The following is a 19,631-nucleotide window of genomic DNA, read 5'->3' as shown; positions in this document are numbered from 1 at the left end:
TTTTGTATGTTATAATAAATATCTGTCTGTTATGGCGTTTGTATGTATGTTATAATGAATACAAAATAGAGTCAAGGAGATTTTTATGGAATTCATTCAAGAGGTTATAGCAAATAATCTTGCCAAATTGAGAAAAAAGCGAGGATTAAGCTTAGATAGCATGTCGGAACTAACTGGCGTTAGTAAGGCGATGTTAGCTCAAATAGAAAATGGAAAATCGAATCCAACTGTCACCACTCTTTGGAAAATTGCAAATGGATTACAAGTGTCTTTTTCGGGTTTTTTAAAAGAAGATGATAAACCACAAATTGAAAAAATAAATATCAATGAACTTAATCCAGTAATTGATAATGATGGAAATTATCATGTATATTCTCTCTTCCCCTTTCATCCAGAAAAAAAATTTGAAATTTTCACTGTCGACTTAAAGCCTGGTTTTAGTCATCTATCTGAAAAACATACAGGCGAGGAATATGTACTTACACAACGAGGAACACTTACGCTTGACATTCAAGGTGAGAGGTTTGAATTAAACACGGATGAAACGATTAAATTTAATGCAAATACGGAACACATTTATATAAATTCTTCTGATGAGCTCGTTAGATTCTATATTATTATCTTTTATCCCGATTAATATCTAGCTCTAATTGTTATTAAAGACTTTACAGTACGCATATTTGATTATAAAACAGATTAAAATCTTATTTGATAAGGGCTTGGACCCAACACAAATTTGTATTATACTGTGATTTCTGAGCTTTTGACATAAGAGTCCGCGATAAAACGCGTAGATAATGAGAAGGGTGTGAATTTGTTGGGAATTATAAACTTCGAAGTATTTTTACTTACAGCAATCTTATTAAATTTAACACCTGGTACAGATACAATGTACATCATTAGTAGAAGTATTTCCCAGGGCAGAATGGCGGGAATTTATTCAGCCCTTGGCATTTCCGCTGGTATCGTAGTACATACATTTTTAGCTGCATTTGGATTATCGGTCATATTAATGCAGTCGACTTTTTTATTTAATTTAATTAAAATCGCAGGTGCTATCTACTTAGCTTACTTAGGCATGAAAATGATAATTATAAAAAATGAGACAAAAGAACAACAACCATTACCAAAACAGAGCAATAAAAAAATATTCCTGCAAGGTATGATAACAAATGTGACGAATCCAAAGGTTGCTTTGTTTTTCTTAGCCTTTCTGCCGCAATTTATTCATACTCATTCGAGTGTTTCAACACCAACACCTTTTATTATCTTAGGACTTACCTTTACTTTAACAGGTGGAATATGGTGTTTAATCACTGCCTATTTCTCGTCATTGGCCACAAAAAAATTAAGAGGTAATTTTAAAGTTTCTATTGTTTTAAATAAATTATCAGGAATTGTCTTTATTGCAATGGGGATTAAATTATTACAAACAAAACCAGCATGATAAAGAACATCGGGCAATGGTATGCAATGCTCAGGCTGTCGAAACTTTTTCGATAAACTATATTCTACAAGGTAACTAAACCGTCCCTCTTCCAACGGTTTCACTTCAATGACAAGGAACGAAAATGGTTTTCTTTTGATAAGATAATTAAACTTTGAGCATCATATCCATCCGCAATAGGTGCCATCACCATACTAATCTCATCAACAAGAGCACTTTAAAGCTAAGACCAATTCAATGCCCTTCCCCCACCAATGAACACTCGTTTCAAATTAAATAATGTAGCAAGCAAATCAAGCTATCTTTTCCGGCAATAATATATGAAATATGGACGAGTAAAATATAATCCAAGCGAAAAATGCATTGCCTAAAGTTACTTTGGGTAATGCATTTTTTTCGAGACATGGGTGTGCACAGGAAGCAGACTCATAATCTAAAAAGATATTTTTAGTGAAGTTTATTAGATATTATCTGTTTTTCATTAAAACTTACGTTGGTTGGTGTGATACACACTTTATTTCTGCCGGATTGCTTTGCATCGTATAACGCTTTGTCGGCATCTTCAATTAATATAAGAGGATCATTTGTTGTTTCTTGATAAGAAGCAACCCCAATGGAAACGGTAAGATTAAGCTTTTTACCTGAGTTCAATATAAAAGGTTTATTTTCTACATTTCCCCTTATTCTTTCGGCTATTTCAACAGCTCTACTTAGAGGGCAATCTAATAGAATTGCTGTAAATTCTTCTCCGCCATTACGACTGACAATATCAAAAGCTCTTGTATTATTTTTAAGTCTTAATCCTAATTCTTTTAGTACAACATCACCTTCTGAATGGCCATAGATATCGTTTACACGCTTAAAAAAATCAATATCGATATAAAGAAGTGATAATTTTTGCTCATTAATTTTTAACTCACTAATTAAATGGTTGAAAACCTCATCAAATTTTCTTACATTATTCAAACCTGTTAAACTATCCGTTATAGACTCTGTCTGATATTTATTAAAGAGCCTTTGACTTTTACGTATATATCTTAAAATATAAAACGATAAAAAAGCAGATACATATGAAGCAAACCAATATATTGGCATTACTTTTAAAATCGTAATAAGGTCATAAATAAGATAACTAAATACAAAGGTAAACACCAAATTGTTAAATGTGATGATTGAAATGATCTTCACATTTCTTGAACAATTGATTTTTGAAAAAAGGATCGCAAATATAGTCCCCGATACACTAGTAATAACCGCAAAATAAGAGGCTATATTGGCAGAAACGAAAAACCTTCCCATTATCGTCAAAATCATTGCAATGAATGCAGGTATTGCTCCGCCATAGTAAGCGAGTAAAATGGTAGGAATATGCCTTAAATCCACGATTGTAGCATCAATTTCAATACTAAATTGCATAAGAATAATACTTAGCAAGCCTCCCAAAACACCTGTAAATATCTTTACCTTCATTGGAGATTTAGAAGTCAAAGGAAACTTACTAGAAATCTGAGAATATAAAAATAAAAGTGAGACAAGTATAGTTAAGTTTACAAAAAAGTCCCGAATAATCATTTTTATCACCAATAAAAGAATAGCATATTATTAGCTTATATTTGAGAGTTATTTATTTTCGATACAATTCCCGATCAATCTCTTCAAAAAAAACCTTCTCTTGAATAAGGTAATCACATAAATGAGAGAATGTTTTCCTTATTTCCAAGCCTTTTTAGGATCTTCAATTCACCAATATAGTTTTCATTTCTTTTTTGTGAATTAGATATTAATATTCGTCGTATTTTTATGCCATTAAAAAAGAACCGAATGGCATGCCGACATACGCTTCCGGTCCTTTTTGCGAGTTACAAGGTTGACAAATATATGTAGCTTTGAATATATAAAGATAACGATTTCCATACGATTTTTTTCTGCTTTATATTCGTTTTGAAACTAGCTCCCCTCATTGCGTTTCTTTTCAATTTTTTATTCTGACCATGGAGAATATAAAATGCAATGACAGAAACTCAACTAATGGATCCGGATGCTTAAGATCAATGGTTGAAGCAGGATCGTAGTTATTTAACTCTGGCATTTGTTTGTTCAATCACTGCAATTAACTCGATAATAGACATATTACGGTATTTCCTTCTATAATAACAATCTCACTCGAAATCTGTAACATATGAACTATGCAAATCGCACACCCATCATCCCTGTGACCAACCCAACTATGACGCCAAATATACACACCGCAAGCCAAACCTTCCTGCTCCGTCCCCCTTTCAAAGAACACCATCCTGCTCCGTCCCCCTTTCAAAGAACACCATCCTGCAACGGCAAGTAAAATGCCTTCAATCAAAAACCACGGTTCGAAAATGACCAAATCCCACACCACGTACATATCATCACGAATATTAAATGATCGACTCTCCAAGCCAATCACACCTGTAATTTGCAAGACACGATAGATAATACCAAAAATGCCATGAGAAGTGGCAATTGAACACCCTAATGCAGATATGGCAAATAACAAAGAGTGAAGAATTTTACTTTTTCCTAAATAAATGAAACCAAGACCTACAAGACCAGCAACAATAAAAATTGGTAACGAGATCCAATTAATCAGTTCAAACTGGGAGGATGCAGCCACGCCAGGTTTTAGTAAAGATAGCCCCATTCTTCCACCTAATGCCCAATAGAGATGTGGCAGCATATAGGCAAAGGACCAGACAAAAACAGCGCCGCCAGCCCAAATGATTGATTTTGATTGCAAGGGGTTTGACGACAGGTTCGAATTCACTAATAATCACCTCGACAGTGTATTAGAGAGCTTTGTGTAAGTCTTAAACTTAAGGATGTTAGTCCTTATACTGGGGATGTGCCCGAGTCTGCTTTGTATGAAGAGTCTTTAATGATAGGGAATTATGCTAGATATAATTAAATAATATAATTAAATCGGTTCATCGCACAAATACCTTTTAATAATTTTTGAAAATGTAGCCATTAAATTAAAATACTATATAGGCTGAAATAAATAACATACATACAATGCAGAAAGTAAACACCGTTGATTTCCGTTCCAGGCGGACGCTTTCCGGGGGGCAGCACGCGAGCCTCCTCGTCGCTGCGCTCCTGTGGGGTCTCGCGCTTGCTGCTAATCCCCCAGGAGTCGCCGCCTTTCACTCCATTCAACAAGGTATCTTCTGTTAAAATCATTTTAATGAACATCTTAACTTCAACTCATATAGTCTCAAAATACTAATCTGGTGAATTCGATAAATGATCTTTTTGATAAATTTCCATTGCTTCTTTTAAAAACTCCTGCTCCTTTTCGGTAAAAGGATTAGGGAATGGAAAAGGTTCCGTGGATGGTAGCTTTTCTGAAATCAAATCCAAATTCCCTTTCATAGTTACATTCATAAGCAGCATTAGTGATTCAATTGTTTCTTGTGATTCCTTAGAAGACGGTGTGTTTTCAGTAAACGTTAATTGTTTGATTTCAGATAAAATTTTCGTCCATTTTTTATCTAGATCAATTTCCTCCGACTTATCTATATTAAATAAATCATCTTTTATATCTTTAGAAAAATGATCTTCAAACCATTTTTGTGTATCTTCTTTAAATATTAATTTTTGAAGCATCGCACAAAATATATGAATATTGATAATTTCCTCATCCTCTATTGTTTCAATGAGATGGTTTAAATCAGATAAAATAGTATTGATTTCAAGTTTTTTTGCTTCAAATAACTGTTTTTGATCGTTTAAGGACTTCAATACTGCTGCACCCGTAACAGAGTTTTTTTGGAGCATGTTTTTGATATCTTTTAGGGAAAGGCCGAGAAACTGCAAGGATTTAATTTTTTGAAGGATAGATAAATCCTCTTTTGAATAAAGTCTATGTCCCCCCTCTGTATAATCACTTGGTTTAAGTAAATCGATACTGTCATAATATCGAAGAGTTCTAATACTGACACCAGACTTTTGCATTAATTCTCCAATAGTAAACATCCCTTTTTCCGACATATCTCCTCACCTCCTGTTTTTATCTACTTATATCTATCTTTCAAACTTTAAAATAACGAATAACAGGGTAAGAAAACTTTTTTCCCTTTAAAGTATAAATGACTGCAATTAGGATCAATATGGTTTCAAGGATAATAAGGCCATAAGAAAAAACAGATACCACACTCCATTTTAGGGAAACTAAATTTAAAATTAAAAAGATTGGGAAAAAAGTAAAGTGAAGATTCATCCCCTCTTTTGCATGATCTGCAAAATATTTATTTCTATCCTTCGTCCCTAAGTATACCAATATAGGTAAAACAAAAGTAAGCAATAACGAGAATAGATGCATTGAGCTTGCCCCTATCCTCTTTAACAAACTTTCTCTTTTCATATCATCAACCTCCATCATTTATTTTGTAGTTACTTTTTAATTTGAGTAACTACATTGATTATAAAAGGTGACGCAACTGGAGATTCAAGCACAAAAAATAAAAGGCATTGTTACCAACACAAAAAACCATTTTGAATAAAGATTAATCAAAATGGAGTATGCAAAGACCATGACCTGTATAAGAATTTGCGATATAAAAATTCCCGCCATATGTCAAATCACTAACTATTATGCTAATTCCTGGAGTTTAAGTGTATGTAAAGCTTTGGTATCACTAGCATTGACAACGTTCCCCAATTCTTTTTAGAAGAGGTGGATACGCAAAATTTACGTAATGCTTCAATTACGTTAAACCTATCTCTATTAAGTTTAATTATTTTCTACCAATGTTGTTTCACGATAGTGCCTTTTAATTGAATAAGTTCAGTTCATCCAATGAGATGGTGGTTGAATGTGCACAGGTAATATTGTTTTATCGTTGCCTTTAGCTGAGTTAATTTGCATTTGCGTTAGAAACATACTTGTAGAAAGATTCGCACCACTCAAATTTGCATCACGCAAATCCGCTCCAATGAAATCAACACCCCTTAGATCCGAGTTTCGTAAATCCGCAGCGATTAAATAAGCTCCTCTTAAATCAATCGTTCTTAAATCCTTACCTTTTAAATTCTTGCCAACCCAATCAACACCTCTGCACTGTTTTCCTTTTTTAATCATAAAAACTTTTGAGCTTAGCTCACTTCGGATATATTCACTTGTTTCTAAAAGTAACTCGTTTACAGGCATTCGACAACTTATCATATCTAGTGACAATAGTTTATCTGCGTCCATATCCGTCATTGCCTGTAACTTTTCAAGTTGTTTATTTAACTGTTCCTGCAATGAATGTGAGATATGATAAGTTAATGCTTCAGCGATAAATGCAATCATTTCATATAGCTGTTCCATGACAGGAAATACACTAAACATTCTTTTAGCAATTTCAGGTTGTTCCTGCCAACTTTGCCCGTTAAAAGTGTCTTGAGAAACTTTTTGACCAGCACCTAAACAATCGAACACTGTACATCCCTTAAATCCTTTATCTCTTAGATTCGTATGAATTTTACACCTGAAATCTTTTTGTAAGTTGGGACAAGGTCTCCCAGCAGGTTTATTTATTGCAAAATCACTTGATGCTACAATATTAAGTGCTGTGCAGCATAGTCCAAAGCATTTCGAACAATCGGCTTTCAAACTTTTTCTAATGTTTTTAGCTGTTTCATTATACATTTTTATACCCTCTAATAGAGATTTCTTAATTCTATTGTACACCACGGTTTCACAATCTACCTCTTTAATTGAATAACTGAATTATCACCTAATAGCTTCTTAATCCAAAAGAAAAACCGAAATCCCTTCTTTATAGAGATAGGAAATTTCGGTTCATCTTGCTAATAATCGGTTTTCAAAACCACAAAAAACTGACTAGTGACAATAAGATTGTTTAATTCCGGATTCTGAAACCTACATTGCTCCGTTTTAAGATTGGAATAATGAACAGAAAATACATCAGATTTCGTCAATCATTATTTTTCAAGCAGATCCGCCTTGGTGGCAGTGCCATCAGAAGTTAATCTGTACATCCCCAAAACAACTGGATTGACTTGAACCAATCCTTCATGTAAAAGATCTTTAAGTGCCTGTTGTACGTCGGATAAATTACCCGATTCTTTCGGAATCTGATTAACAAGCTGTATCGGTGTCTGCCACTCAGCGGATAATACATGTAACACCAATTGTTGATATGGGGTCAAAATCATCCTTAATACCACCTTACTTTTTGTGTCTATCATTTTAAAAGCATAATATTGTATGTTACCATTATTACAGAAAAATATTTGAAGTTCGTTTATCAAATGATTTTATTATAAATGTAACAAAGTTATTGTCTCTCAACAATATAGCTTTAGAATAAAGTTTGATTAAGACATGAGCTCTATACTTGAATAAACAATTTTATTGGAGAAAAAAGTTTATAGAAATTAGATAATTTTTAAGCTTACACAATTAGAAAATAGAGGGATAAAATGAAAAATTACGATATTATATTTTTTGATATAGATGACACACTCTTTGATTTTGCTAAATCGGAGCAAGAAGCTTTTAATAAAGTCTTTGATAAATATAATTTATTTAATAGCTTAAAGCTATACAAAAAGAGTTACCAAGAAATTAGTAAAGTGTTGTGGAGAGATTTAGAAAATGGAAAAATGAACCTTGTTGAACTAGGTTCAGAGAGATTTAGGAGATTATTTTTAGAGCATAAACTTGATATAGACGCAGTTGTATTCAATCAAGATTATTTAGGATTTCTTGGAGAACAAACACATCTCATTCAAGGAGCTGAAAAAGTCATTAGCGATCTTTCGCATAAACGTCTAGCAATTATTACGAACGGTTACACTGATGTACAAACATCAAGAATTAATAATTCACCGTTAAAAAGTACATTTGAACATATTATTATCTCTGAATCCACTGGATTCCAAAAACCACAAAAGGGAATTTTTGATTATGCTTTTAATAAGCTACAAATTACAGAAAAATCCAACGTATTAATTGTGGGCGACTCGTTGACTTCTGATATTCAAGGTGGAATTAACTATGGTATTGATACATGTTGGTTCAATTCCGAGTATAAGGAAAATAATACATCTTTAAAACCTACTTACGAAATCAATAAATTAGAAAGCCTGTTAGGGATAATAATTAGGTAATTGCCGTTCGACATCATTCCCTCTAATTACATTATATTACTATTTGTAAATTAATCATAGACTACTCTTTTTGTAGTTCCTGTACTATACTGCTATACACAAGCAAGTCTAAAAATATAAGGGGTGTATCAGTATGAATGACAAAAAAGATCTCTTAGATAATGGTCCTTTTTTTCATGGTACTAAAGCAGAACTAAAAGTTGGAGAATTATTAGAACCGCACCACTTATCAAATTACCAAGATAAAAAATCGAACTATATATATTTTACTGCCACATTAGATGCCGCTAAATGGGGTGCTGAATTGGCAACATCTAAAACAAAAGAAAGAATTTATATTGTAGAACCATTAGGTGATTTTGAAAACGATCCGAACTTAACAGACAAAAGATTTCCGGGAAACCCAACACGTTCTTACAGGTCTAAATCTCCTTTAAAAATAATAGCTGAATTAGGTTCATGGGAAAGACATTCCGATGAAGAGATAAATCATATGCTTACATCTTTAAAAAAATTACGTGAACAAGGAAAAGCTGTAATATACGATTAATCCATAAAATCTATAAGAAAATGATTTAAGAAACCAAAAATCAATTTGCTTTTGCACGCTGCCCTGACCCAGAAAATCTTCAAATCTAGACAAATAAAAGCCCCTCAATCATTGAGGGGCTTCCTTTAACAATATGGATCGATTGCTGAATTAACGCACCCTTTACTTTAAGTACTGCTACCTATGATCTATCTATTAACTCTTTTTCGGGCTCCAATTTTAGTACGGGTAATTCTACCAGCACCTCTCCAGAGTGATCTGCATTATTGCTAAGCCTTATCCTTCCATTATGCTGCTTGATTACTTTTTCAGTAAACGTTAATCCCAAGCCATAATGGCTGTTATTCGTCCGTCCATCATTTTCGGTATAGAAAAGTTCAGATCCTTTTTTTAGAGCTTCCTTAGAAAAACCAGGTCCCTGATCACTGATAATGAATTGAATAAAATCTTTATCTTGCCTGACGCTTAATTGTACTTTTTTATCCTGTGGTGTTCTTTCAATTCCGTTTAGTACGACATTATTAATTGCCCGAATAAGAAGATTTACATCTATAAAAATTCTAGTCCCATTCTCCGTAAAATCTTCGACGACTATATTATTACTTAAGCTCTTCACTTCGGCTTCTAGCTTGTACAAGAAATCATTGATTGCCACTTCTTCTTTATCCGTATTTATTTGCTTATTGTTCAGATTAATATCGATAACTTCCTGAATGTATCGTTCAATCTGTTGTACGGAGTCCATAATGTCACTAAAGTTTTCCTTCATATCATCGGTTATCATCATTTCCAGCAGCTCCGTATTTCCTTTTATCACGGTTAGTGGAATTTTAATATCATGTATTAAATAACTGATTTGTTCTGCCTTTGAGTTAGTGACCTCTATTTCCTTTTGAATCGATTTAACTAGCGCTTCTGATAAGCTTTCCATTGCGCCCATTACATCTTTATACTCATTAAATCGAACTTGCGGAAATTCGATATTCAGATCCTTTTCTTCTATTTTTCGTGCCACATTAATTAGCTTTTGATTTTCTTGTATAATCACTCGCGAGAAACTTCTAATATTCCAAACTATATAAATACAGTATGTCAAAATCGAAAGGATGGAAAGCCATACACCCGGGTTAGGAAATACCTTTCTTAATTCAACGTTTGCGAACTGAACTTTCAAATTATAATAAATCAAAATCGCTTCATTTTTACTATCATATCTTATAAAAGAACTCCTTTCGTCCTTACTTGAATTCCGAAAAGCTTCTTTTGCTTTTTCATTATTCCTGGAACTCATATTACTCCTTATCATCTCATTTGTTTGCTTATTAAAAATGGCGTAATCCAGTTCAGAAGGAATAATATTGAAGTCGATATAATCTGCGTTTACAATTTCACTTTGGATATTTTCCGCCTTTTTGATCGGCTCGTTTGCCGGAATTAATAGGTGGTTATTGATTCCTCCTAACACGAACCAGATATTTAGCATCAAAATAAGTAAACCAACAAAGCATAACTTTATAATCGATTTAACAAAATAAGCTGAAAATGTATTCTTTATTCCCATATATACCCTACGCCCCAGACCGTATTAATGGGGGTTAAATTAAATTGGGCAAACTTTTTTCTTATTACCCTAATATGTTCAACAATCGTTGAAATTTGAGAATCACTTTCTATTGAATAGACAGATTCATAAATATCTTCTTTTGAAAAAGTTTTCCCTTTATGTAAAGCAAGTAGTTCACAGATTCTGTATTGAGTCTTTGTAAAACTTACCTCTTCACCTTGAATACTTATTTTTTTTGCTTCTAAATCAATGAGTATATTCCCATCAATAAACACACTTTTAGTTCTATTCCTTGGTCTAGCTTCCCGTCTTAAATGAGACTCAATTCGTGCATTTACTTCATGTATACTAAACGGCTTTACAATATAATCATCACCGCCGATTGATAAACCTTCAATAATGGAATTTTCATCACTTTTGGCTGTCATAAAGATGATTGGTATATCAATCACGGGTCTAATTTTCTCACAAATTTTAAAGCCATCCTCACCTGGCATCATGACATCTAGTAAAATCAGATTATATTTATTTATTTCCTCTATTGTGATATCCTTTATGCTTTGCAAGGTTGTAACCTTATGTTTTTTCAACTCTAACATTTTCCCGACCAGTCTTAGAATTGCTGCATCATCATCAATCGCTAAGATTTTTGCCATTATTATGTCACCCTTTAATCTTATTTAATCAGTTGTTTTCCTTCCGCTCCAACGATTAACCCAAACAATGCTTACAAAAATCACTCCAATTGTAAGAATAAGAAAAAAATAACCTCCTGTCACCAGCATCGGATTTCTAATCAAGTTCACATCCATCGTATTCAAGTAATCCATTACATATTTGCTGAATCGGTTTGCCCAAGCCCAAGGCAAAAACCCCCACACTTTATCTCCTATCGTGGTCAAAGAAAGAGCAACGATAATCACTCCTCCAAACCCGCATATGCTACAAATTCCTATCCCATACCTATAACCAATGACTTGATAGAAGAAATATTGAAAGGCGGAAGTTATTGTAAAAATTGTACCTGTTAAAAAGTAGAGAGTAAAATGAACTTCATTAACACCAACTAGAAACTTCAGAGCCAAAGTATAGATTGAAATCGTTAAAGTCATTGCAGCACTATAAGAGATAATCATCATTGTTGTTTGACTTACAAATGAGATCGTTTTGCTCTGAATTATTCCAAGCATATTTTGGAAATTGCCTGCTTCACTTTCAGAATCAGCCACCATTCCACAAATAATAGAAATGATGGCAGGTGTACCAACACCTATTAATTCTAGGAAAATAGCGTAGCTTGCTTCTGAACTTATCAAGCCATTTCTGGATAAAAAATACATCACCAAGGTACCTGGTAAGATAAAAGGGATGCACAAGTGTAATAAAAGGAAAAAACTTCGCTTTCTCTTCCTAAACTCACCTAGTAAACATCTATTAAATTGTAGCATTATTTCACCTCTATCTTATTAAAAGACCTAACAGTTATCAAAGTAAGCACAATAAAGAATAGAATGCTTAATACAAGAGCGATTGGGATGGCCGAATAACTCAACAGTTCATCGTTTTGTGGCAAAGGTATTCCATTAGAGTGCAGATGTGTTAAAGGCATTTGCACCCTTAAATGCCAGCTATATGGGATAAACCACCAATCTTCTGTGGGAGCAAAAAATGCACCTAAGCTTAAATTAAGCATGCTATTCAATAGTAACGTAATGAAGAAATTCGTTTTTCTTGAAAGCCACAAACAAAATGGAATTTGCCATAGTGAAGTAACAAACATCAAAATAACGGCCAAAAAACAAGAAAATAGTGGAACCAAATATGGACTTGTCTGGATTAGTAAACTCGTTAGGCTAATAGCAACAATTATAAGAAGAGACCCTAGCACCGCAAAACCAGTCACTAATAAAACTCTGCTCATTTCCTTTTTTTGAAGATTGATTGGTAAAGCAATGATGGTTTTATAGTTTGTAGACTTCCTTTCCAAATTATTTAAAAGCCCTGTCGTAAGGGCAATAAATACGGAGATCCATAATATTCCCCAATGATTGATGATTGTTTCTGCACTGAGACTTATAATCTCTGGATCGCCGCTTAGAAAATTAAAGCCAAGTGCAAGGAGAGAGCAAAGTAAGGGAATCATCAACAGTATTTTTCTTATGTTTGTTCTTTTTGTTTTTAAGATCTCTGATTTCAAATATAAATACATACGGTAACCTCCTATTGAGCTTTATTCTTTCGTACTACATCGGTAAAAAGCGTTTCTAAATTTTCATAAGAATGGTATTTCCCTTCATAACCGAGTATCCCATTGCTGATGATGCCGATATCGTCAGCTATATGTTCAACTTCCGATAACAAGTGGCTCGATAAAAGGACTGTCATGCCCTGCTTCGGAAAGGAAGCAATCAATTCCCTTAATTCTTGAATCCCAATAGGATCTAATCCATTCGTGGGCTCATCTAGGATTAATAGCTTTGGACGATTCAAGATAGCTAGGGCAATACCTAGACGCTGCTTCATTCCCATTGAAAAATTCATCACTCTTTTACTTCCTGTATTTGTTAAGCCAACAATTTGAAGAACCTCCTCGATTCGTTCTTTTGGCAACCCAAGAATTGTATTGATGACCTCCAGATTTTCTTTAGCTGTTAAATTCCCATAAAGTGGGGCATTTTCAATTAAAGAACCAATATGTGCTAAATCCTTTCTAGTCCACTGATTTCCATTAAAAATCACTTCTCCGGATGTTTGCTTAAGCAAACCGGTTATGATTTTTAACGCTGTTGACTTCCCCGCACCATTTGGTCCCAAAAGACCGTAAACGGTATTCTTCCTTACATTGATTGATACGTCATTTAAAACTGTAGTCCTCCTGTAATTCTTAGTTAGCTGTCTAGTTTGTAAGATATACTTATCCATTTTCAAATAGCTCCTTTCACGTTTATAAAGGGAGTTTACCAACAAAAAATCAAGATTCTATCAACATCGCTAAAGAAATAAAAAAAGATGATTGATCAGTTAAAATCCTGTTCAACCATCTTTTTCTCCGTATCCTATGTCCATATGAAGTTTTTGTGTAATCTGTTCGTTCCATTCTCGTGCTCGATTCTTAAATGAGTTGGCTTTTCTATTTAATTTGGGTATTCGGATTTTATGGTGGAAAAGGGTTTATAAGTCTCCCTTTTCCAAATTCTTAATAGTGTGGAAAAAACGACACCATAGTTGCCTATTATGATGTGGTCTGTTACTTCATGCCAGATACTTTAGTCTTCATGATTTCATAGACATGGCAAGTCGCATCACCAGCCGCACAGGAGTTGCGGGGTTTTCCATTTGATTGACATCTCCAATAAAAAACATATCCTTTTCGGGATAGTAAAATGCTAAGGAACCTGTTGAACCAGAATGACCAATTAACTCACCTTTTCCCATAAAAAGTGTTGCAAGACCATTTAGTGGAACTCTCATATATCCAGCAGCGTAATGAATTGGAAGCATAGAAGCCTGTAACCTGTTATTTACTTTTAGTTCATGAAAAACAGTATTATTAAATAATTTTCCTTTAAAGAAAACCTTGATGAATACCATTAATTCACGAGCCGTAGAAACACAACCGCCACTTGCGCGAATGCTCTTAAGTAACTTTGGACGGTAAAAGGCAGTGTCCTTATAATAAATATACGGGATAAAATCATCCTCATCCTTCGGGAGATAAGTATTTTTGAGCCCTAAAGGATCAAAAATTAATTGTCTATACACATCTTCCAATGTTGAATTAGTAACTATTTCAATTATTTTTCCGAGGATTTCAAAGTTTATATTTGCGTAATGAGCTCTTTTCCCCATATCTGGTGCAAAGTGTGGTTTGATTTCCTTCGTCTTTATTATGGTTTCATTAAAATCAATTTGCACATCCTTATAAATAGCACGTTTTTTCGACTTATTGCTGCCCTCCTCAATCACATCCCTCAATCCACTTGTATGAAACAATAAGTTCGAGAGTGTAAGTCTATTAGAATACTCTCGACCTTTGTAAACGTGAAGGTTCCTTAATGTATCTTTTTTTAAATATCTTGTTATTTCATCATCCAGTGACAGTTTGCCCTGCTCTCTCAAAATAAAAATACAAGTGGTTGTGAACAGCTTTGTGATACTTGCAATAAAGAATGGCGTATCTACATTCTTACCCCCGTACCCCAAACTGTATGAAACATCTCCATTGGAGTTTTCTACAAGAAGAATAGATTCATGTATATTCTTTTTCTTTGTAACGTTTCCGAAAATTTTTTGGAATTTTTGTTTTTGAATTTCCATATGGCTAACCTCCCCCCATGTTATTCATTATAATAACAATTTTGACTGATACCATTGTTCCATTAAATGGCCCCGATTGCTGAACAAAGATCAATCAGGACTCTTCCACTAAACTGCCCCGTTAGTTACACAAGGATCTATATTAAATTTTTCCATTCAATAATTCGAATAGCCCGATACATTTTTTAAATTTTTTCACAAAGTATCACTCGTATTTGATCGATACTATTGATTGACACAACATTCCACCAGAGATAATCCGATTTAAACACTATTTGTTTTAAATTATAAAAAAAGTAATTCCACTATATATTCCGAAGACCCTTTAATTTTATTCTAATAATCCTATTTGGAAAGAGTCTACACTTCCTTATTCGCCCATCTTTTTCTCTCATCAACAATTGTTTTTATAGTTAATAAGACAACTAAAGCGATCGTACCAATCTTTAGTACAGGAGACCAGTTTTTTTCTAACATTAAGAAGAGGATTGCTACTGTTAAAGATGTGTAAAAGTGAATTCTATAAGTCTTTTTTGATATAGCGTCCATAGCAAAAAATAATAAAAACACACCCATAAATAGATATTTAAGTATTCCGCTGGCAGTGCCCCAATCCCTAAAACCAACTCCTTTTCTATTCGACATATGGCCCGTTTGTTTGAATTGTTAAAATTCAGTTTATCAATGTAATCGTAGCAAATTTTTTATTAATTCATCACGGTTTTTATTCAAGTACAGTATGTATGAATATCCTGACATTGTAACTTGACTTTAATACTAGTCGTTGAGCATTTCAGTAACCCTATTCCACCAAGCCACCCTTTAGTTGAAATAGTGTATAGCTTCTGCGTTGTCTTTTAAAATGACTAACTTTCTATTATAGGGAGTTAACATATCAAAAATTTCCGGCTTACTTTTATATTCGAAAACAGTGTTGTAGTTATATAAATCTTTGAAAATTTTTAATGTCGGTTTATAGTTTGCTTTTTCAATACCCATTTTTTGCCTAAAAAACCGCTTAATTATCCTCATTCTTCTTGTAGATAAATCGGTATCCAAAAATAAAATTAATTCAGCATGGTGAAAGCAAGGGCACACCCAAGTATGATGAACACCTTCAATAATCCATTTTTTATTGTTGGTTATTGAATTTAAATATTCGTCTCTTTCTTGTTCAGTTCTTCTAATATCTCCAGTATCAAACCTTTTCCAAACTACATTATCTAATTCATAATATGGAATTTTCAACCGATTAGAAAGTGTTTTAGCTAAAGTAGTTTTTCCACTGCCGATTGAGCCTATAATATGGATTTTATTTGGAATCGTGCGTTCCATATAACCCCTCACTTTGTTAAATAAACTAATTCTTTTCAGTATACTACAAAGGAAGCCCCCAGCATGTTCACTAATCTCCCTATTTAATATTTTAATTTTTCCAATCTTGTATATAACATCAGGGATGTGTCCTTTGTGTTTACTTTCTCTTTTATTCCCTCTATTTCCTTTATTCCTTTTCCCTGAAAAAACACGAGAGAGATAAGAGATTTTAGCTAATTACCACTATGTTATAACAACTGTATAAGTAAAGTTGGAATTTTAATCATGTATAGTCCTGATTACATCCATTAAACAGTACGACTTCTTCCATGTTTTTTACAAGCGATTTTCACAGATTTTATCACTTGTCGTCACCGCACTTACAATGAGATAACGTCAACGAAGCCCGCATATTCACTATTAAGGATTCTGCAAGATGAAAGAGCTAATTTATCAAGGTTTCACTGAGAAATTATCCCTTCACTATTTAACAATAGCGCCTAATTATTGGATATTGAACAGCATGTAGTAGCAATAAAAAGAGGTTCTCAGTTTTTCTCATAAGCCCTCGTTAAATCCAAAAACATCCACTTCCTTTTAGATACAGATAAAAAATTGAAAATGATTTATGGGAATTTTTAATAGGAGGTTTATGTTAAAATAGAGATAGATCAAATGGATATATAATCCAGAAATAGAGGTTAAAATCAAAATGATAGAAGACTTTATATTAGAAATTACTGATTTGAAAAAAGATTATGGTCCAAAATCGGTCTTAAAAGGTGTTTCCCTTCAAGTAAAAAAAGGAGAAATCATTGGGTATATTGGACCGAATGGAGCTGGGAAAAGTACCACTGTAAAAATCATACTTGGCATTGAAGACGACTATTCGGGTGAGATAAAAATCTTTGGTCATGATATCTCTGACGGAAATATCGAGTATAAAAGAAAAATTGGTTATGTACCGGAAATCGCCGATGTTTACGACAATTTAACTGGCCAAGAATATCTAACCTTTATTGGCGAATTATATGGTCTTGACCTTGATCTCGCTAATTATAAGGCAAAAAGCCTAATGGAGCTATTCGGAGTAGGCGAAGTCTATCATTCTCGGATTGCATCCTATTCAAAAGGAATGCGTCAAAAACTTTTAATTATCTCAAGCCTGCTACATGATCCAGAACTATTATTTTTTGATGAACCTATCAATGGTTTGGATGCAAATAGCGTGATGATTTTCAAAGAAATTATGACACAACTTTCCGAGCAAGGAAAAACGATATTCTACTCTTCTCATATTATGGATGTCGTCGAAAAAATAAGCAGCCGCATCATTCTCCTGCATGATGGTAAAATTGCTGCTGATGGTACATTTGAAGAGTTAAAACAGCAAAATACTGAGGGGTCGCTTGAACAAATTTTTAACCAACTTACAGGATTTAATGAACATAAAGAACTTGGTGCAAAATTTGTATCGGTCGTAAGGGAGATGTAAAAATGCAGGATTATCGCACGCTGAAACTATTGGATCGTTTTGAAAAAATCTTTAGCAGCTTTGGCGTAGATTACAAAATAATGAGAAGGATTTTACAAGTTAAGTTAACGATGGATGGTCGGCGTGTTCCAACCATTTTCTCACAAAACGCGAGAAAAAAAGACAAGGAAACTAACAATCAGTATATTAAATCTTTATGGATTTACGTATTTTTTGGTCTGTTTATGATTCCATTTGTCCTGATGGGTGAAAATTATCTTTTTCAAATGAGTCTATTCTTTGGGATTTTTACCTTTTTTGTCATGACCTCCATGATTGCCGATTTTTCTTCTGTTTTACTAGACATCCGTGACCGAAACATCCTTTTTCCAAAGCCAGTTGATCGAAAAACGATTGGCACCGCGAAAATAGTGCATGTTGTCATTTATTTGTCTTTCCTTACTATTGCGCTAGTCAGTATTCCTTTGATTGTGGGACTTATCAAAAAGGGGATCTTATTTTTCTTGGTTTCAGTCGTTAATATTATCCTCATTGACCTGTTAATCGTTGGGTTAACCGCCCTTATCTATTTAACTATTTTACGATTCTTTGATGGAGAAAAATTAAAAGATATTATTAATTATGTCCAAATTGGGTTGTCACTTATGATTATGGTTGGATACCAATTGCTTGTTCGCTCTTTTCAGTTTATTGATTTAAACGTTTCGCTTGAACCACAATGGTGGCAAATATTTATCTTTCCAATGTGGTATGGGGCAAATATGGAAATGTTGATGAATGGCTCCTTTGAGCTGTTTTACCTTTTCTTTTCAGCTTTAGGAATTTTGATCCCTCTCCTATCTATTTGGATTTATATGAAATTCAATCATGCTTTTGAAAAAAATCTTCAAAAGCTCACTTATCATGGAAAAGCAAAGGAAAATAAACATAGTAAGCTTAGTCATTTGTTCCTTAGAGTCATTTGTCACTCAAATGAAGAAAAAGCATTTTTTCGATTCGCCAGTTCCATGATGAAAAATGAACGAGATTTTAAATTGAAGGCCTACCCATCTTTGGGTTTTTCAATCGTAATGCCTTTTATTTTTATCATGAATGGATTTAATACTAATCTTAATCATCTATCCACTAGCAATTTATATTTAACTATTTACTTTAGCCTAATTATTATCCCAACCATCATGATCCTTCTAAAGTTTTCAGTAAAATATAAGGCGGCGTGGATTTACAAGGTTGCTCCTATTCAACAACTAAAACCGGTATTTAGTGGTACGATAAAGGCGTTTATCTTTAAATTATATTTACCCGTTTACTTGCTTTTAAGTGCAGTATTCATTGCATTATTTGGAGTAAGGGTTTTGCCAGATCTTGTAGTTGTATTTTTAAATGCCTGCATTTATGCGGTCATTTGTTTTATGATTCTTCAAAAGTCTATTCCCTTCTCGGAGTCTTTTGAACAATACAATCAAAACAGCAACGGTGCCATTGCATTTGGATTAATGCTGTTTGTTGCATTGTTTGCTGGCTTACATTTTGTCAGCACTTTGTTCTCTTATGGAATATATCTATATTTAGTGATTATAATCATCTGCTTGGCTATACTTTGGAAACTAGCTTTCAATATTACTTGGAAAAAGATTATTGGATAATTTCGAAGCGATACGCCATACAGGTTAGTATTAACCCAAAAAACGTGGCTGCCTAAAAAATGAACAGCCACGTTTTCTTATTTCAACTCTTGTGTGACGAAAAGCATTTGAAACCACTTTTTGTTGATGGTTCATTAATAATT

At 33.5% G+C, this 19,631-nt stretch carries 21 protein-coding genes; 6 read left to right on the top strand and 15 right to left on the bottom strand.

Going from position 1 to position 19,631, the window contains the following annotated elements; all coding sequences use genetic code 11:
• Positions 1–85 precede the first annotated feature (85 nt).
• Positions 86–637 (top strand): helix-turn-helix domain-containing protein, encoded by a 552-nt coding sequence (locus tag KHA95_RS04115; RefSeq protein ID WP_213136229.1) that lies wholly within the window; start codon positions 86–88, stop codon positions 635–637.
• Positions 638–814: 177 nt separating this feature from the next.
• Positions 815–1,447, top strand: a complete 633-nt coding sequence (locus KHA95_RS04110) for a LysE family translocator (RefSeq protein WP_213136228.1) — start codon at positions 815–817, stop codon at positions 1,445–1,447.
• A 447-nt stretch (positions 1,448–1,894) separates the two neighbouring features.
• On the opposite strand, the gene KHA95_RS04105 is transcribed toward KHA95_RS04110, so the two are convergent.
• The 7 genes from KHA95_RS04105 to KHA95_RS04075 all read right to left on the bottom strand — a co-directional run bounded on the left by KHA95_RS04105 (position 1,895) and on the right by KHA95_RS04075 (position 7,642).
• Entirely contained in the window at positions 1,895–3,019 is a 1,125-nt protein-coding gene (locus KHA95_RS04105) for a GGDEF domain-containing protein (protein WP_213136227.1), read from the bottom strand.
• A 538-nt stretch (positions 3,020–3,557) separates the two neighbouring features.
• A complete protein-coding gene (locus tag KHA95_RS04100; RefSeq protein WP_213136226.1) occupies positions 3,558–4,244 on the bottom strand; it encodes a DUF3995 domain-containing protein in 687 nt (228 codons plus the stop codon).
• Positions 4,245–4,447: 203 nt separating this feature from the next.
• Positions 4,448–4,660: a hypothetical protein gene (locus KHA95_RS04095; protein WP_213136225.1), complete on the bottom strand. Its 213-nt coding sequence runs from the start codon at positions 4,658–4,660 to the stop codon at positions 4,448–4,450.
• A gap of 42 nt (positions 4,661–4,702) precedes the next feature.
• Positions 4,703–5,470 (bottom strand): MerR family transcriptional regulator, encoded by a 768-nt coding sequence (locus KHA95_RS04090; RefSeq protein WP_213136224.1) that lies wholly within the window; start codon positions 5,468–5,470, stop codon positions 4,703–4,705.
• Positions 5,471–5,510: 40 nt separating this feature from the next.
• Positions 5,511–5,843: a magnetosome magnetite crystal formation protein family gene (locus tag KHA95_RS04085; RefSeq protein ID WP_213136223.1), complete on the bottom strand. Its 333-nt coding sequence runs from the start codon at positions 5,841–5,843 to the stop codon at positions 5,511–5,513.
• A 423-nt stretch (positions 5,844–6,266) separates the two neighbouring features.
• Entirely contained in the window at positions 6,267–7,112 is an 846-nt protein-coding gene (locus tag KHA95_RS04080; RefSeq protein ID WP_213136222.1) for a pentapeptide repeat-containing protein, read from the bottom strand.
• Between the two features lie 296 nt (positions 7,113–7,408).
• The gene (locus tag KHA95_RS04075; protein ID WP_213136221.1) at positions 7,409–7,642 is read right to left on the bottom strand and encodes a hypothetical protein; all 234 of its coding nucleotides are present in this window, start codon (positions 7,640–7,642) and stop codon (positions 7,409–7,411) included.
• A gap of 267 nt (positions 7,643–7,909) precedes the next feature.
• Here KHA95_RS04075 and KHA95_RS04070 point away from each other — a divergent pair, with 267 nt between their 5' ends.
• Complete coding sequence (locus KHA95_RS04070) at positions 7,910–8,599, top strand: YjjG family noncanonical pyrimidine nucleotidase (RefSeq protein WP_213136220.1); 690 nt, start codon at positions 7,910–7,912, stop codon at positions 8,597–8,599.
• Between the two features lie 133 nt (positions 8,600–8,732).
• The gene (arr, locus tag KHA95_RS04065) at positions 8,733–9,149 is read left to right on the top strand and encodes an NAD(+)--rifampin ADP-ribosyltransferase (protein ID WP_213136219.1); all 417 of its coding nucleotides are present in this window, start codon (positions 8,733–8,735) and stop codon (positions 9,147–9,149) included.
• 181 nt (positions 9,150–9,330) lie between these two features.
• Here arr and KHA95_RS04060 read toward each other — a convergent pair whose 3' ends face one another.
• The 8 genes from KHA95_RS04060 to KHA95_RS04025 form a co-directional block, all read right to left on the bottom strand.
• Complete coding sequence (locus tag KHA95_RS04060) at positions 9,331–10,710, bottom strand: sensor histidine kinase (RefSeq protein WP_213136218.1); 1,380 nt, start codon at positions 10,708–10,710, stop codon at positions 9,331–9,333.
• On the bottom strand, positions 10,701–11,369 hold the full coding sequence (locus KHA95_RS04055) for a response regulator transcription factor (protein WP_213136217.1): 669 nt from the start codon (positions 11,367–11,369) through the stop codon (positions 10,701–10,703). Before KHA95_RS04055 ends, KHA95_RS04060 begins: the two co-directional genes overlap by 10 nt.
• Before the next feature lie 24 nt (positions 11,370–11,393).
• Complete coding sequence (locus KHA95_RS04050; protein ID WP_213136216.1) at positions 11,394–12,161, bottom strand: lantibiotic immunity ABC transporter MutG family permease subunit; 768 nt, start codon at positions 12,159–12,161, stop codon at positions 11,394–11,396.
• Positions 12,161–12,922: a lantibiotic immunity ABC transporter MutE/EpiE family permease subunit gene (locus tag KHA95_RS04045; protein ID WP_213136215.1), complete on the bottom strand. Its 762-nt coding sequence runs from the start codon at positions 12,920–12,922 to the stop codon at positions 12,161–12,163. Before KHA95_RS04045 ends, KHA95_RS04050 begins: the two co-directional genes overlap by 1 nt.
• 11 nt (positions 12,923–12,933) lie before the next feature.
• A complete protein-coding gene (locus KHA95_RS04040; protein ID WP_213136214.1) occupies positions 12,934–13,635 on the bottom strand; it encodes a lantibiotic protection ABC transporter ATP-binding protein in 702 nt (233 codons plus the stop codon).
• A 351-nt stretch (positions 13,636–13,986) separates the two neighbouring features.
• Positions 13,987–15,030, bottom strand: a complete 1,044-nt coding sequence (locus KHA95_RS04035) for a serine hydrolase domain-containing protein (protein ID WP_213136213.1) — start codon at positions 15,028–15,030, stop codon at positions 13,987–13,989.
• Between the two features lie 360 nt (positions 15,031–15,390).
• Positions 15,391–15,675 carry a hypothetical protein gene (locus tag KHA95_RS04030; RefSeq protein ID WP_213136212.1) on the bottom strand — a complete coding sequence of 95 codons (285 nt, stop codon included), beginning with the start codon at positions 15,673–15,675 and terminating at the stop codon, positions 15,391–15,393.
• Between the two features lie 177 nt (positions 15,676–15,852).
• Positions 15,853–16,365 (bottom strand): AAA family ATPase, encoded by a 513-nt coding sequence (locus KHA95_RS04025; RefSeq protein WP_213136211.1) that lies wholly within the window; start codon positions 16,363–16,365, stop codon positions 15,853–15,855.
• Positions 16,366–17,059: 694 nt separating this feature from the next.
• On the opposite strand from KHA95_RS04025, the gene KHA95_RS04020 reads away from it, so the two are divergent.
• Both KHA95_RS04020 and KHA95_RS04015 read left to right on the top strand, forming a co-directional pair.
• Entirely contained in the window at positions 17,060–17,842 is a 783-nt protein-coding gene (locus tag KHA95_RS04020) for an ABC transporter ATP-binding protein (protein WP_213136210.1), read from the top strand.
• Positions 17,843–17,844: 2 nt separating this feature from the next.
• Complete coding sequence (locus KHA95_RS04015; protein WP_213136209.1) at positions 17,845–19,488, top strand: hypothetical protein; 1,644 nt, start codon at positions 17,845–17,847, stop codon at positions 19,486–19,488.
• Positions 19,489–19,631: the final 143 nt, after the last annotated feature.

The sequence above is a fragment of the Bacillus sp. FJAT-50079 genome, from assembly GCF_018343515.1.
Lineage (GTDB): Bacteria > Bacillota > Bacilli > Bacillales > Bacillaceae_C > Lederbergia.
Note: the sequence above shows the minus strand (reverse complement) of the source record. Positions and strands in the feature narration are given on the sequence as shown.